Source organism: Peribacillus saganii (assembly GCF_003429095.1).
GTDB lineage: Bacteria > Bacillota > Bacilli > Bacillales > DSM-1321 > Peribacillus > Peribacillus saganii.
On the sequence record NZ_QVTE01000035.1, the window covers coordinates 38,295 to 54,556 of the forward strand.

Genomic DNA, 16,262 nt, shown 5'->3' on the forward strand with positions numbered 1-16,262 from the left:
GGAATTTGATTGAAACCGACACAAGAAACCCCTGTATCTCTAGATAAAGAAGCTGGCGGGGGAATACGCGCTCTACAAGGACACTATAAAACAATCGCAGCTGTTCTTTCTGTTGCCTTCTCTCTGTTTGCAATCTATACGAATGCTCTTTCCACAACACAGGAAATTTATCGGAATTTAATCTTTTTAGCGTTCATCCTTATTTTGACTTTTTTCTTATATCCATCCACAGCCAAAAGCAATAATCAAAGATTTACAGTTGTGGACATTTTATTTGCAATTCTGACGCTTGCAGGGCTAGGGTATTTATTCTTCAACTATACAAATATTCATGTTGTCAGAGGATCCCAGCCAATCACAACCGATTATATTTTTGCGGGAATTACCATTGTTGTTTTATTGGAAGCGGCCAGAAGATGTATTGGAGCTTTCATTCCCTTACTGTCGATCGGTGCGATAGTCTATGCCTTATTTGGCCCATTCTTTCTCGGAGTTTTCGGCCATGCCGGTTTCTCGTTAGAACGATTGCTGTATCGCCTCTATATGACAACTGAGGGAATCTTGGGGATTACGCTTTCGACGGCTTCCACATTTATCGTTATTTTTATTTTATTTGGAGCGTTCCTGAATGTGAGCGGGGCCTCCCAGCTGTTTAATGATTTAGCATTAGCTTTGGCTGGACGCAAAAGAGGAGGGCCTGCGCAAGTAGCAGTCATCTCCAGTGCCTTAACAGGTTCGTTAAGCGGAAGTGCCGTTGCGAATGTTGCCACAACAGGAACTTTTACGATTCCATTAATGAAGTCAATCGGCCTTAAGCCGCAATTTGCAGGTGCTGTTGAGGCAGCTGCATCAACAGGCGGAATGATCATGCCTCCTATAATGGGAGCTGCAGCATTTATCATGGCAGGATTTTTGGGTGTATCCTACACCACAATCGTATTAGCAGCTATCATTCCGAGTCTGATGTACTATGGTGCATTGATCATTGCAATTGACCTTGAAGCAAAAAAACATGGGTTAAAAGGGATTAGCAAGGAAAATATCCCTCATGCGTTAACGGTTCTAAAAGAACGCGGGATTCTGCTTTTGCCGATTGTAGTCGTTATTTCTACCCTCTTAATGGGCAAAACACCACTATTCGCGGGATTCTTTGGAATTGGAGCTGTCATTGTAACAAGCTGGCTTACAAAGGATAAAGAAAATAGAGTGACACCTAAAAAAGCATTCTTTGCATTAGCTGATGCTGCAAAAGGAACAATTCAAGTCGGGATTGCCTGTGCTTCCATAGGGATTATTATCGCAGTTGTAACGATGACAGGTATTGGCTCAACACTCGCGTTTAACATCGTATCCATGACGGGCGGGGCTTTATGGCTAATTCTGATTGTTGTAATGCTGACTTGCATCGTGCTCAGCATGGGGCTTCCATCAACAGCGCTTTACATCGTGGTTGCGGTTACAGCAGCTCCAGCGTTAATTGAAGCGGGAGTGAATCCGCTTGCGGCACACTTCTTTGTTTTCTGGTTTGGAGTGTTATCAAACATTACTCCACCGGTTGCTCTAGCCTCTTATACAGCGGCAGGATTGGCGGGCTCGGATGCAATGAAAACATCATGGGAAGCACTTCGAATCTCATTGCCAGGATTCATTATTCCGTTTATGATTGCTTATAATCCCTTAATTTTATTGCAGCCTGAAGGAGCCGGTGAAGCGATTTCAGCAGTATCTATTATCACATTACTTGTCTCTACTTTTATTGGTATCTTTGCCCTGGCAATTGCCCTTAGCAACTTCTACTCTCAAAAATTAACAATACTGGAAAGGGCGGCATTCTTCATTGGGGCCATGTGCTTAATAAAACCAGGCTTGCTCACAGATATAATAGGAATATCCATCGTAGTGCTATTCCTTGGGCTTCACATTACAAGATATAGAAAAAGTGCGGTGAGCATGGAGGCAAATATGTCGTAGTTTAGGAGGTTCCTATGGTAGAACCGATTGCTAGAAAAAAGATTTCAGATCAAGTATTCGAGCAGCTGAAAGATATGATAAAACAGAACGTTTTTCCGCCGCATTCCAAGCTTCCTTCAGAAAATGAATTGGCCAAGATGTTTAAAGTGAGCCGGGTCCCGGTGCGTGAAGCACTGCGCGTGCTGGAAGCCGGGGGACTTATTGAATCAAGGCAGGGTGGCGGAAGTATCGTGAAGGAAATAAGACTTGTGAATAAACTTGATTCGATGTCCTTTGAACTAGTGGATATCGTGCAAGTTCACCAGCTGCTTGAGATGCGTTCAATTATTGAGAAAGAGGCCGCTGCCTTAGCAGCCATACGGCGTACAGAAGAAGATCTGGAATCTATTTATCAAGCATTGCAAGCGTTTAAAACAACTATAAGCGACCAGAATATTATCGGCCACGAATTGGATTTTGCATATCACAGGGAAATTGTCAAAGCTGCTGCTAACCCATTCCTTCTTCAGTCGATGGAAAACCTGGAGGAACTATACAGACAAGCGCTGCTTTTTTCCCTGATGAAAAATGTGGGTGCTCCGAGGAAACGTGAGCAAGTATATAATGAACACCTCCTTATATATGAAGCTATTGAAAGATGCGACGGAAACGCAGCCGCATCCCATATGGAGAATCATATCAAAAACGTTCGTCTTAAATTGGGTAACAATAATGTTAATCATCAGGAAGAAGGTAAACAAAATGTATGATTATATCATCGTTGGCGGGGGAATTGTTGGACTCTCTGTAGCATATGCATTATATGAAAAATATCCAGCAATTAAAGTTGCTGTTATAGAAAAGGAAAAGCAGCTGGCCGCCCACCAAACTGGCCATAACAGCGGTGTCATTCATTCTGGAATCTATTATAAACCAGGCAGTTTAAAGGCCAAGCTCGCAAAAAAAGGAAACGAAACAATGGTTGCTTTTTGCGAACAGCATGAAGTGAAATATGACCAATGCGGTAAAGTAATTGTGGCCGCTGACCAAAAGGAACTCCCGCTTCTTGAAAACCTGTACCAGCGGGGAATTCAAAATGGATTGGCAATTACAAAAATTAATCAGGAAAAGCTGCTGGACCTGGAGCCGCATGTGAACGGACTGGAAGCAATCCATGTCCCTATGGCAGGTATCGTGGATTATAAACAAGTCTGTGAAAAAATAGGGACGCTTATAAAGGAAAGAGGCGGAGATATTTTTCTGAATACCGAAGCGAAACAGATTAAAGAAACCTCTCAGGAAGTGGTTGTTGAGACCAGTCTTCAAACACTTCACGGTAAAATGTTAATCAATTGTGCCGGGCTTCACAGCGACCGTGTTGCAAACTTAACAGGCTACCATGTTGATATGAAAATCGTGCCTTTTCGCGGGGAGTACTATCAATTGGTTCCTGAAAAAAGGGATCTTGTAAAAAACCTGATCTATCCCGTTCCTAACCCTGATTTTCCGTTTTTGGGCGTTCATTTTACAAGAATGATAGACGGCACTGTAGATGTTGGCCCGAATGCCGTACTCAGCTTTAAACGGGAGGGCTACAAAAAGACTTCATTTAACCTGAAAGATGCCCAGGAAGTATTGACATACCCGGGATTTTGGAAGCTCGCCTCTCAATATATGAAAGAAGGCATGGATGAAATGTACCGTTCCTTCTCCAAAAAGAAATTTGTCGAGGGTGTACAAAAACTTATGCCGGGCATAACGGAACAGGATTTGGCACCAGGGCCGGCAGGAGTTCGGGCTCAGGCTCTGCGTTCGGATGGGTCGTTGGTCGATGATTTTTACATCGTTAATGGAAAGCGTTCAATCCATGTTTGCAATGCACCTTCTCCGGCTGCAACCGCTTCAATCGAAATAGGAAAACAAGTCGTTGGATCGCTCAATTCTTATTCGAGTGTTAGTTAATATTGTTGACCTCCTTTTAATGGGAGGTCATTTTACACATTGGGAAAGTTAAATTGCTGCCTTTTTTAATAATTAAGACATAAAAGGATGTGTTAGCATGGAACAATCGGTGCTTGCAGCCATTAAAAGCATCATACCTGAAGAACGAATTTTTCTGAATTTGTCAGACCGTTATTCTTACAGTTTCGATGCTTCATTTGGTGAATATTTGCCTGATATCGTTATTCAGCCAAAAAATACAGAAGAAATCAGTGAACTGGTGAAACTGGCAAATATCCACTCCATTCCTGTCTACCCAAGAGGAGCCTCAACTTCATTGAGCGGAGGGCCGCTTCCTGTCAATGGGGGTATGGTTTTGGATATGTCAAGGCTAAAGGACAAGCTGATCATTGACCGAGAAAATTTATTGGCCATTGTGTCCCCGGGAGTGATCACGGGAGATATCCATAAACAAGCAGAGGCGGTCGGCTTGTTTTATCCGCCCGATCCGAGCAGTTCTCATGTTTCAACGATCGGAGGAAACCTTTTGGAAAACTCAAGTGGTCCAAAAGGCTTAAAATATGGAACAACGAAGGAATATGTTATTGGCCTGGAAGTAGTTACCCCTACAGGGGAAATCATAAGGACTGGCGGAAAAACTGTGAAAAATGTTACCGGGTATGACCTGACCAGGCTGATTGTCGGTTCTGAAGGCACACTAGGCATTATTACAGAAGCGGTATTGCGCCTCATTCCGAAGCCACAGGAGCGGAAGACATTGCTGGCAAGTTTTGATTCCCTGGTTCAATCCGGTCATGCTATTACTGGGATTTTATCGGCGGGAATCCTGCCGAGCGCCATGGAGCTGATGGACAATGCCTGTATTCGGGCTGTGGAGAATTTTAGCCCATCCGGATTACCGTTGAATGCGGAAGCTATTATCATCGTAGAGGTGGATGGCCATCCTGCCGCTATCGCAGAAGAAATTTTAAAATGTGAGGAATTATGTATGAAGGCTGGGGCCGCTTCTGTCCGAGTTGCCCAAAATGAAGATGAACGGTTAAGCATTTGGAAGGCCCGTAAGATGGTTTCACCTGCTATTACCCAAATGGGACCGACCAAAATTTCTGAGGATGCAACTGTTCCGCGCAGCGAGATACCGAAGATGATGGAGCGGCTCAATGAAATCAGGGACAAATACCGGCTCAACCTTGTTGTTTTTGGCCATGCGGGTGACGGAAATCTCCATCCTAATATCATCACGGATAAACGAAATAAAGAAGAAATGAAGCGAGTGGAAGATGCGGTAAGTGAAATCTTTGAAGCAGCGGTTCAGCTAGGCGGTACCCTTTCAGGTGAACATGGAATTGGCATGCTGAAAGCTCCGTACATGGAAATGGAGCTCGGGGTGGATGGACTTTCCATGATGAAAAAAATCAAAGAGGCATGGGATCCAAATGGCATTTTGAATCCAGGCAAGATTTTTCCAAAGGCCGGCCAAAAAAAGGTGGTGCTTACGTAAATGGGAACTCTTACTCAAGAAAAAGAGTATCAGGAGAAGCTGTTTAACACAACGTACGACTGGACCAATCAATGTGTGCAATGCGGCTATTGCTTGCCGTCCTGCCCTACATATGCCTCAATGGGAAAAGAAACCGCATCGCCAAGGGGCCGGATTAACCTTGTGAAAATGGCAGCTGAAGGAAAGATCGATATTGCAAAAGATCTTGCGGAGCCAATTGACTTATGCTTAGGATGCCGCGCCTGCGAAGTCGCCTGTCCGGTTGATGTTCCTTACGGGCATATATTAGAAGCGGCAAAAGAAGTGATTGCAGACACCCAGCGGAATAAAAAACAACCGGCTGCTATGGTCAAAAACCTTGCGTTACGCCATCTCTTCCCTTATCCAAAACGAATGAAAACGATCGGAAGTTTCGTTTGGATGTATCAAAAAACAGGAATGAACAAGGTAGCGCAAAAAACAAATATCATTCAAAAAATTTCTGAACCGCTTGCCCAATTGGAAAAAATCGTTCCTGCCGTTGAATCCCCGTCCGAAAGGATAAAGGAAGGGACAGTCTATCCAGCAAAAGGAGAAACAAAAACTCGGGTCGCTTTCTTTAGCGGATGCATAATGGATGCCGTCATGGGGAGAATTAATCGTCTAACGATTGAACTTCTAACATCAGTCGGCTGTGAAGTGGTGATTCCAAAAAGGCAGAATTGCTGCGGGGCTCTGCATGCCCATCAGGGAGATACAGAAAAGGCAAAAGAGCTGGCGATAGCTAACATTTCTGCATTCTTGGAATCAGGTGCTGACTATTATATAAACAATGCCGGCGGTTGTGGGGCGGCATTGGCTGAGTATGACCATTTACTAAGAAATGAAACGGATTGGGCAGATTCTGCAAAAGAATTTGTACAAAGATCAAAAGATGTTAGTCAAATCCTAGTGCAATTTGGACCTCTTCCCTTTAAGAAGGAATGGAACGGTATCATCACATACCAAGATTCCTGCCACCTGAGAAATGTCCAAAAAGTGCAAAATGAACCGCGAATACTGCTCAACTCCATCCCAGGTGCGTCTTTTATCGAAATGGAAGGGGCGGACACCTGCTGTGCCTCAGGTGGAATCTACAATCTTCTTCATTTTGACGAATCAATGAAAATTCTTGACGAAAAAATGGAAAAGGCTGACCAAACAAATGCAGCCGCCATTATCACCGCCAATCCGGGATGCCAAATGCAAATGAGTCTTGGAATTCAAAGGAAAGGCTGTTCCGGAGAAATGAAGAGCATGCATATTGTTGAGATATTAGCAGAGGTATGCGGGATAGATTAGATTCCAGGTACTGTCCAATTCGGATAGTGCCTGTTTATAATTTGTAAATGATAGTGCTTAAGTTGGATAAAACGCTTTTAATATATTATTCTAATATAATATAACCCAAGATTCGGCCATGGTATTTATAGTCGCAAGGTATATTTGCGATAGGCCCAATTCTTAGTAATTTCGACTTTTTTCACCTGAATTTTTCAAGGATTCATTTTTTAATTCCCTGGGATCTTAGCTTCCCAGGAAACATAAACAAAAAGAAGGTGACACAGGTTGAAAATGAAAATAAAGGATATAGTTTCTAAAAGCATCTTGACTCCTGGAAAAGGTCAATTAGATGATTTTTCCCACTCTTTAAATCCGTATGCCGGCTGTGCTTTCGGGTGCAAGTATTGTTATGTCAGGCAGCTTCCGCCATCACTTTATCGGGACGAAGAGTGGGGAACATGGATTGATATTAAAACGAATGCAGCCGATTTATTGAAAAAGGAATTGATCAAAGCAAAAAAGAAAGGCCCCGTTACCTTGTTTATGTCATCTTCTACTGATCCCTATCAGCCAATTGAGTATAAAACAAAGCTGACTCGCAGCTTGTTAAAAGTAATGGCCGAGGAGCAGCCGGATTTTCTGCATGTACAAACACGTTCACCATTCGCAAAAAGAGATATTGATTTGTTTAAACAATTCGGGAATAAGATTAGGATCTCAATGACGATAGAGACAGACAAAGAAGAAGTTCGAAAGGCATTTTCACCATCAGCGCCTCCCATTCCGGCAAGAATGGAAGCGCTGAAGGAGATAAAAGAAGCTGGAATACCGACGCAGGCTACTATTGCACCGCTGCTGCCTTGCTCACGGGAATTTCCGAAAAAGTTAAAGGAAATTTCCAATCGAGTAACTCTGGATGATTTCTGGATGGGTGATGGCAGTGGTGGAAAGAGAACAGATAAATTAGGTATATATGAGGTTTACAAACAATTAGGGCTGGAAAAGTGGTACAATCCAACAGCGTATAAGGTTGTCCTCAAAATGCTGCAGGATGAACTGAATCATTCAGAGCTTTTCGTTTCAAAGGAGGGATTCAGTCCGCTTGAGTAAAAAGGCATGAGGATCGAAAGTGATCTTCATGCCTTTTTACTATCTATTAATCACTTAATCACGCTAAACAAGAAAATGCGAATCAAAGTTATAATAATGCAAAAATTATTCAGTATTCTAAATGTGTTGCAGCTACCTGTTAATAATAAAATTGGAAAAAAACGATAATATAAACATTGAATTTTACAAATTAGCTGCTTAGCTACCATAGATTAAAATTAAAATACGCCTCAAGGCTTAGCATTTTTTACATTTTGCGGACTATGGAAGAAATTTCAACAATCTTGTATCATTAAGAAAATGGTTTAAACAAATGAAACCTTATTAAGTGAAATTCGTATGTAGGAGAAACATGCAATTAATGTCAGGAGGAGTCGAATACGATGAACCCGTTTTTAGTATTTGTTACCCGTATGTTTTTTGCCATCCCAACTGCTGCAGTGATCTGGCTTGTAAGTATGTTTGCCTTTAATCAGAACTTTCTTTTATCGACAGCCTACTCTGTTGGTGGGGGAATCTTTATTTATTGGGCAGTTTCTGCTTTTCTTAGTTTCCGCTTTTTAAAAAAGCATGGACTTAGCAGAAAAGAATATCAGTATATAAAGAAAAACTTGAATGAAGCGAAGCAAAAAATTTCCCGATTACAAAAAGCGCTTTTTTCAATCCGGCAAATACCGTCATTGAAAAAGGGAATTGAATTGTTAAGGGTTTCAAGAAGGATTCACAGTTTGGCTAAAAAAGAACCGAAACGGTTCTATAAAGCAGAACGATTTTTCTTTTCCCATTTAGATTCGGCTGTCGAGCTGACTGAGAAATATGTTTTTTTATCAGCACAGCCCAAAAAGACATATGAACTTGAGCAATCACTGAGCGAGACTCGCAGGACATTGGAAGAGCTTACGAATACGGTTGAAAAGGATCTGTACCAGGTTTTGTCGGATGATATCGACCATCTTAATTTTGAAATCGATGTAGCCAAGCATTCATTTAAAATGATTGAGGAATCACAATTAATTGATGAAAGCGGGAAATATAAATGAGCGAAGATAAAACGTCTTTAATCAAAGACACGGGTACAGCCAATTTAATGGATGACTTGCTTGCCAACCCTTTCGGGGAAAGCCGGCCAATGCCTAACCTGGCCGTGAAGGAAGATAAACCGACTAAACTCATTGATGTCATACCCGAAGAAAACAGGGCAAAGGCCTATCAGCTTGCCGAACAAATTGATCCGAGAAATCACCAGGCAATGATCACATATGGCACACCTGCCCAGTCTAAGCTTTTGGCCTTTTCCAATACGATGCTTGAGCATGTTCAAAAAAAGGATATTGGCGAAGTGGGGGAAATCATTAGCGACTTAATGAAGAGGTTAAATGAAGTGAACCCCGATGACCTGAAGCCTGACCGGCCATCTCTTTTTTCAAGGGTGTTTGGCAAGTTATCGGGATCTGTACAAGAGGTGTTATCCAAATACCAAAAAACAGGAGCCCAAATCGAGCGGATCAGTGTAAAGCTTGAACGTGGAAAGAATGTACTGTTATCAGATATCGATATGCTTGAAAAGCTCTATGAAAATAATAAAGAATATTTCCACGCACTGAATGTGTACATTGCAGCGGGTGAAATAAAACTCGAGGAATTGTACCATAAGACAATCCCTGAGCTGAAGAAGGCTGCAGAAGAAACCAATGACCAGATGAAATTTCAGGAAGTAAATGACATGACTCAATTTGCGGATCGATTGGATAAACGCCTGCACGATTTAAAATTAAGCCGGGAAATTACGATTCAAAGTGCCCCGCAGATTCGCCTTATTCAAAACACTAACCAGGCGCTGGTGGAGAAAATTCAATCATCCATTTCAACGGCCATCCCTCTTTGGAAAAACCAGGTGGCCATTGCTCTAACTCTTATTAGGCAGCGCCATGCTGTAGAGGCTCAAAAGCAGGTGTCAAAGACCACGAATGATTTGCTGTTGAAAAATGCAGAAATGCTTAAAACCAGTACGATTGAAACCGCGAGAGAAAACGAACGCGGCATTGTTGACATTGAAACATTGAAGAAAACTCAGGAGAGCTTAATTTCAACTCTTGAAGAAACGCTAAGGATTCAAGAGGAAGGACGCCACAAAAGGCGCCAGGCTGAGAATGAACTGGCTGCCATGGAAAACGATTTGCGGCAAAAGCTGTTAAGTGTCAAAGGATCTTAAGCCTGCTTGGTTAAAAACAGGCGCAAACGCCGAGGAGGCTCCCGAACCGCCACTAGAGCGGAAATCAACAGGTAAGTCTAACAGGGTAAGTTATGTTCTTTTTTAAGGATTTTTCGAATAGGGTCTCTATGATGGAAATCCATAAGCAGAAAGGGAAGGCCATTTAAAATTTAAATTCAATATTTGACCATTTTTCTCCTAACACATATAATAAAGATACATACTTAATATCCATCTTCCTATAAGGGGAGTAGCTATACAGCAAAGTCGTCAGCACGGGATCTGGTCCTCGGCTTTGTTGGGCAACTTTGGTTGCTTGCGAGACCTTACCGATTATTTGGTGAGGTCTTTTCTGATGAAGGCGTTATAACCAAGTATTCGGTTATAACGCCTTTTTACAATTATGAAGACTGAAAGGAAATGAGTAGAATCAGGAGGGGGTTCATTTAGTTGAAGAGTTATCGGGAACTTGCCAACAGTGTAATCATTGACAGCCGGAAAAACATATTAATGGATTATGATGATTTATTGGAATTAGCCGGAGAAGGAAGAAGTGCTTTTGTTTTTAGAATTAAGGGGACAGACAAGGCAATAAAGGTATTCTTTCCTGCATTCACACATATTGCACAAGAGGAATCTGAGATTTATAAAGCACTTCAGGGAGATCCTTACTATCCAGTTTTATATGATTCAGGGACAAATTATTTAGTCATAGACTATATTCGGGGACTCACATTGTTTCAATGCATTGCGAGGGGAATCCCTGTAACCCCAGAAAAAATACGTGAAATAGATAAAGCCTTAAATTCAGCAAGAAAAAAAGGGCTGAATCCGTCAGATATACATTTGCGGAATATTTTCATTACCGCAGAAGGCCAAGTCAAGCTTATTGATGTGGCCCGTTTTAGGCAAACGAAGACCTGCAGCCAGTGGAATGACCTGAAAATGGCGTTTTATAAGTATTATATGAAACCGTACTTTCCAAAACGGATTCCTGAAATGTTGCTCAATACCATTGCAGCCCTTTATAAAAAAAATCTTATTCCCGGCATGCGCATAAAGGAAAAGCTCATTAATTGGGGACGCTGAAAATGTGCCGTGTTAACATTCTTCACACAGGTTGAAGTCAGAATGGAGGAAAAATAAAATGAAAAAAATTATTATCTTTTTGAGTACGGTCATTATGGTCTTTTTGAGCGGCTGTTCCATTTTGGGTGAAGTTAACAATACCCTCGAATATGCAAACAATGCAACAGGTTATATAGCCACAGCCCAGAGTTTTGCCGAGGAAATTCCACAGCTGGCAGAAAAAGCAGTAACAAGCACAGAAGCAGCCCAGAATTTAGAAAATGAATTGCTGGCAATGAAACAAGAAATAGAAGCCTTTAATAAAACTGATGCTCCTGCTATTGCAGAGGATATTCATAACCAAATCATAGGTGCAAACAAGAAGCTGGAGGCAGGGATCGATTCGTATTTAAATAATGTTGAAAACGGGAAAATTGACCCTGCCTTCCTGCAGGATTCTCAAATTCTGACGACCATTAATGAACTGAATACTTTAATTAACCAGATCGAACGTCTTGGAAACTAAAATTGGGAGCTTGCTGAAGCCAACAGCGAGCTCTTTTTATTTTTGATGGGAAATTGTAAAGTGGTAAAAGTTGTGGATAACGAAAGTAAGTTTGTCTATCTCTAGCTCCAGCGCCCAGTCCCGACGCACAGGACGTATCAGAAAGTTAGTCGACGTTCCTTCGTCACGATGTGGGTCAGAACGAGGTTGCCACAGGATGTGGCGATTTTAGCCGTTCTTCCTCTTGCAGGGCGCTTACACTTTGTCCTCGGAACGATCAAAACCTTAGAAAAAATGTAAATAAATTATTGACTGCACACCATAACAAAAGTTTAGAGGGAACGCGTTCGAGGAATAAAGTGATAGAAGACTGTTTTTAACCGAGTAAGAGATTATCGTACAATATACAAGTGATGCCTGAAAGTGCAGATAAAAACCCGGAAAATGGAATATTAGTTATTAACGCAGAAATAGCCAGGTGTTTACGCAAAATGATATTATGATAGGAACTCCTAATGAAAAAAGTGGTGAAACGATGTACCTATCAATAAAAGAAACAGCCGAGTTCTTATCACTCCCGGAATCCAGCATATTAAGCCTTATCCAGCAACAACGAATTCGCGCTGTACACGATGGTGAACAATACCTCATCAATAAAGAACAATTTAATAATCATAAAGAACAAATGGAGAAGTATAAGAAATTATTTGAAGAGTGGAGAAATGAACCGCTGCCTGAAGATATAGATGTAAAGGACGAGGATTAATTCAGAGGGTGTGTTCCTTTGTTTACCCGTCTTATTTCAGGGGATTCGCTAAATCAAATGAATTCCCACCCTCCATTTTTTTATTAAAGTACCATAACAAGGAGATGCTATATATTCAAAGAAATGCAGATAGTCCAGCGATTTATCCTGGTTTCCACCATTTTACTAGGGGATAATTGAACTTTTTGTGAAATCTAGTTTTAACGATTGATTCTTATTCCTGAACTTCATATGATATATAAGAAGGGTCTTGTGAAGTGTTTAACATTTCCAGTTAACACAGAGTTTGTGAAGTATTTAACATTATCTTTTACTTTTTTAGAAAGGGGTACTTTATGAAAATTAAATGGGTTTTTCTTTCAATAATTTTAACTATTGCCACAGTACTAACAGGTTGCGAACCTTTGCTGGTTTTAGATCCAAAAGGACCTCAAGCCCAGATCCAAGCTGATGATATTATGTTATCTATTTGGATTATGTTATTTATTGTTATTGTGGTTTTTGCCATGCTTGCTTTTATGTTAATTAAATACCGTGCATCAAAACAAGATAAAGACTATGAACCTCCTCATATCGAAGGAAGTTTTATTGTTGAAGCTCTCTGTATAGGGATTCCGGTTATTATTGTTGTTTTTCTTTCTATTATGTCTGTCAAATCCAACTATGAAGTTGAAGCAACACCTAAGGGATATGAAGATAAAGAGCCATTAGTTGTTTATGCTTCTTCATCTGATTGGAAATGGCATTTTAGTTATCCGGAAGAAAATATTGAAACTGTTAACTACTTGTACATTCCAACAGACCGCGCGCTTGAATTTAAGCTTTATTCATATGGGCCAATCACAAGCTTCTGGATTCCGCAGCTTGGCGGACAAAAATATGCAATGAGTGACATGGTTACTACATTACACTTAGCAGCTGACGTTCCAGGGGAATACATGGGCCGAAATGCTAACTTCAGCGGTAAAGGCACCGCGGAAAACGTATTTGACGTTAAAGCAATGCCTCCAGCTGAATTTGAAGAATGGGTGGATGAAGTTAAAGCCACTGCCAAACCATTGACTGAAGATAAATTTGAAGAGTTATTGGAACCAGGCCATCTTGGAAGATCGACTTACACTGGAACTCATCTAGAATTCAGCCCGCCACCATCATCGGAAAATGGCGGACATGACCATGGATCAAACAAGTCTCAAGCTGAAGATGAAGAGCATGCTGACCATGATAAATCATCTGAGAAGCATTCTGAACACGATAACCATTAATACTTTACGAGATTGCTAACCAACTAGTTTTATCTTTGAACGAAATAATATAATTCCTGAAAGGAGTCACAAATGCATGGAATTCTTTGATCGATTTGCGGTTCCGCATCCCAGCCCTGCGATTTACGCATCAATGGTTGCTATCAGTCTTACTGCTTTAGCTGTAATTGCAGGGTTAACCCATTTTAAAAAATGGGGATATTTATGGCGTGAATGGCTGACAACTGTTGACCACAAACGTATCGGTATTATGTATTTAATATCTGCTTTGCTAATGTTATTCCGCGGTGGGGTCGACGCTATTATGCTGCGCGCCCAGCTTGCTACTCCTGATGCTAAGCTGCTGGATGCACAGCACTATAATGAAATTTTCACAACTCACGGGGTCGTTATGATCCTCTTTATGGCAATGCCATTTATCATGGCCTTGATGAACTTTGTTGTTCCATTGCAAATCGGGGCACGTGATGTAGCATTCCCGCGCTTAAACGCATTAAGCTTCTGGCTGTTCTTTATGGGAGCGATGCTATTCAATATCTCTTTCGTAGTCGGGGGATCTCCTGATGCAGGATGGACTTCTTACTTCCCGCTTGCAGGAAATGACTTTAGTACATCAGTTGGAACAAATTATTATATGATTGCTATTCAGATAGCGGGTATTGGTACATTGATGACCGGTATCAACTTTATGACTACCATTCTTAAAATGAGAGCACCTGGCATGACAATGATGAAGATGCCTATGTTCACTTGGTCTTCACTTGTTGCAAACCTTATCATCGTTTTTGCATTCCCTGTATTAACAGTGGCACTTGCGATGGGAACAATGGACCGGCTCTTTGGAACAAACTTCTTTACAACAGATAATGGCGGTATGGATATGCTTTGGGCCAACCTGTTCTGGGTTTGGGGCCATCCTGAGGTTTATATCTTAATCCTGCCTGCATTTGGTATTTACAGTGAAATTATCTCAACCTTTGCTCGCCGTAACCTGTATGGCTATAAGTCCATGGTGTATTCAATGGTTGTTATTGCAGCATACTCCTTCTTAGTATGGGCTCACCATTTCTTTACTATGGGCCAGGGAGCATTAACCAATAGCATTTTCTCTATTACGACAATGGCAATTGCCGTACCGACAGGGGTTAAGATCTTTAACTGGCTGTTCACGCTTTATAAAGGAAAAATTGAATTTACTACTCCAATGCTTTATGCAATACTATTCATTCCGCTTTTCACACTGGGCGGAGTTACCGGGGTTATGCTTGCGATGTCAGCGGCCGACTATCAGTATCATAATACAATGTTCTTAGTCGCTCACTTCCATAACGTAATCATTCCGGGTGTAGTATTTGCAATGCTTGCAGGTCTCACTTATTATTGGCCAAAAATGTTTGGTTTCATGCTAAATGAGAAAATCGGCAAATGGACAGCTTGGCTGCTTTCAATCGGCTTTATCCTGGCATTTATGCCAATGTATATTACTGGGCTTGATGGCCAGGCACGAAGGATGTACACCTATTCTGAATCAACTGGATTCGGTCCCTTGAATATGGTTTCATTTATCGGAGCAGCTATTATGGGAATCGGATTTATATTGATCGTTTATAACATTTATTATAGCACCCGTTACGCTTCAAGAGATATCAGTGCAGATCCTTGGGACGCACGCACCCTTGAGTGGGCAACTCACACTCCGGTACCGGAATATAACTTTGCCGCTGTACCGCAAGCAGATTCTATTGAACCTTTATGGGATGCTAAAAAGAAAGGCCACGTACTTTTCAAAGACAAATTTGAAAAGATTCACATGCCAAATAACAGCGGAATGCCGTTTATTATTGGCTGCATTTTCTTTGCCTGGGGCTTCTCATTTGTATTTGGACTTTGGGTTCCTTTGATTATCACTACTATAGGTATTTTTGTTACTATGGCCCTTCGTTCATTTGAAAAAGACCACGGGCACTACATTTCCGTTGAAAAAATAGAAGAGACTGAAACAAAATTGCGAGGTGCTAAATAATGAAAATAGATAACTCGCTTCCACTTGAATATAGTACTGAAGAAAATCGCTTAAAAATCTTGGGTTTCTGGATTTTCCTTGGTGCCGAAATTATGCTTTTCGGAACGCTTTTTGCATCATATTTCACCTTGGTTGACCGTACGGCTGGCGGGCCTACGGGAGCAGAAATCTTTGAGATTACTCCAGTACTGATTGAAACCATCGTACTTCTAACAAGCAGTTTTACCATAGGCCTTGGCATCCATGCCATGCGCCTGGGCAAACAAAAAGCAATGATGATATTCTTTGGCATCACACTCCTTCTTGGCTTAGGGTTCTTGAGCGTTGAAATTTACGAGTTCATTCACTATGTCCATATTGGAGCAGGCCTTCAAACGAGCGCATTTACCTCTATCCTATTAACAACATTAGGAACACACGGAGCGCACGTTACATTAGGTTTATTCTGGGGATTGTTCATCATGCTGCAGATTAAGAAACGCGGCTTGACTCCTGAAACAGCTAATAAATCATTCATTTTCTCACTTTACTGGCATTTCCTAGACGTAGTTTGGATCTTTATCTTCAGCTTCGTCTACCTGAAAGGAATGATGTAAAA

14 protein-coding genes are annotated in these 16,262 nt (G+C 41.4%); all 14 read left to right on the forward strand.

What is annotated here, in order from left to right; translation table 11 throughout:
• Positions 1–9 precede the first annotated feature (9 nt).
• The 14 genes from D0469_RS12730 (at position 10) to qoxC (ending at position 16,260) form a co-directional block, all read left to right on the forward strand.
• Positions 10–1,971 (forward strand): TRAP transporter permease, encoded by a 1,962-nt coding sequence (locus D0469_RS12730; protein ID WP_117327119.1) that lies wholly within the window; start codon positions 10–12, stop codon positions 1,969–1,971.
• 14 nt (positions 1,972–1,985) lie between these two features.
• Entirely contained in the window at positions 1,986–2,720 is a 735-nt protein-coding gene (locus D0469_RS12735) for a FadR/GntR family transcriptional regulator (protein ID WP_117327120.1), read from the forward strand.
• A complete protein-coding gene (gene lhgO, locus D0469_RS12740) occupies positions 2,713–3,912 on the forward strand; it encodes an L-2-hydroxyglutarate oxidase (RefSeq protein ID WP_117327121.1) in 1,200 nt (399 codons plus the stop codon). The genes D0469_RS12735 and lhgO overlap by 8 nt, the downstream gene beginning before the upstream one ends.
• A gap of 97 nt (positions 3,913–4,009) precedes the next feature.
• A complete protein-coding gene (locus tag D0469_RS12745) occupies positions 4,010–5,413 on the forward strand; it encodes an FAD-binding oxidoreductase (RefSeq protein WP_117327122.1) in 1,404 nt (467 codons plus the stop codon).
• Positions 5,414–6,733: a (Fe-S)-binding protein gene (locus D0469_RS12750; protein WP_117327123.1), complete on the forward strand. Its 1,320-nt coding sequence runs from the start codon at positions 5,414–5,416 to the stop codon at positions 6,731–6,733. It begins immediately after the preceding gene.
• Positions 6,734–7,006: 273 nt separating this feature from the next.
• Positions 7,007–7,825, forward strand: a complete 819-nt coding sequence (locus D0469_RS12755) for an SPL family radical SAM protein (protein ID WP_117327166.1) — start codon at positions 7,007–7,009, stop codon at positions 7,823–7,825.
• Positions 7,826–8,208: 383 nt separating this feature from the next.
• Complete coding sequence (locus tag D0469_RS12760) at positions 8,209–8,865, forward strand: 5-bromo-4-chloroindolyl phosphate hydrolysis family protein (protein WP_117327124.1); 657 nt, start codon at positions 8,209–8,211, stop codon at positions 8,863–8,865.
• Positions 8,862–10,037: a toxic anion resistance protein gene (locus tag D0469_RS12765; protein ID WP_117327125.1), complete on the forward strand. Its 1,176-nt coding sequence runs from the start codon at positions 8,862–8,864 to the stop codon at positions 10,035–10,037. Before D0469_RS12760 ends, D0469_RS12765 begins: the two co-directional genes overlap by 4 nt.
• Positions 10,038–10,487: 450 nt before the next feature.
• A complete protein-coding gene (locus D0469_RS12770) occupies positions 10,488–11,126 on the forward strand; it encodes a serine/threonine-protein kinase (RefSeq protein ID WP_117327126.1) in 639 nt (212 codons plus the stop codon).
• A gap of 58 nt (positions 11,127–11,184) precedes the next feature.
• Complete coding sequence (locus tag D0469_RS12775; protein ID WP_117327127.1) at positions 11,185–11,631, forward strand: DUF6376 family protein; 447 nt, start codon at positions 11,185–11,187, stop codon at positions 11,629–11,631.
• A gap of 514 nt (positions 11,632–12,145) precedes the next feature.
• Positions 12,146–12,376, forward strand: a complete 231-nt coding sequence (locus tag D0469_RS12780) for an excisionase family DNA-binding protein (RefSeq protein ID WP_117327128.1) — start codon at positions 12,146–12,148, stop codon at positions 12,374–12,376.
• 335 nt (positions 12,377–12,711) lie between these two features.
• Positions 12,712–13,641 carry a cytochrome aa3 quinol oxidase subunit II gene (gene qoxA, locus D0469_RS12785; RefSeq protein WP_117327129.1) on the forward strand — a complete coding sequence of 310 codons (930 nt, stop codon included), beginning with the start codon at positions 12,712–12,714 and terminating at the stop codon, positions 13,639–13,641.
• 76 nt (positions 13,642–13,717) lie between these two features.
• Positions 13,718–15,664, forward strand: a complete 1,947-nt coding sequence (qoxB, locus tag D0469_RS12790; protein ID WP_117327130.1) for a cytochrome aa3 quinol oxidase subunit I — start codon at positions 13,718–13,720, stop codon at positions 15,662–15,664.
• Positions 15,664–16,260: a cytochrome aa3 quinol oxidase subunit III gene (gene qoxC / locus D0469_RS12795; protein ID WP_117327131.1), complete on the forward strand. Its 597-nt coding sequence runs from the start codon at positions 15,664–15,666 to the stop codon at positions 16,258–16,260. Before qoxB ends, qoxC begins: the two co-directional genes overlap by 1 nt.
• Positions 16,261–16,262 lie beyond the last annotated feature (2 nt).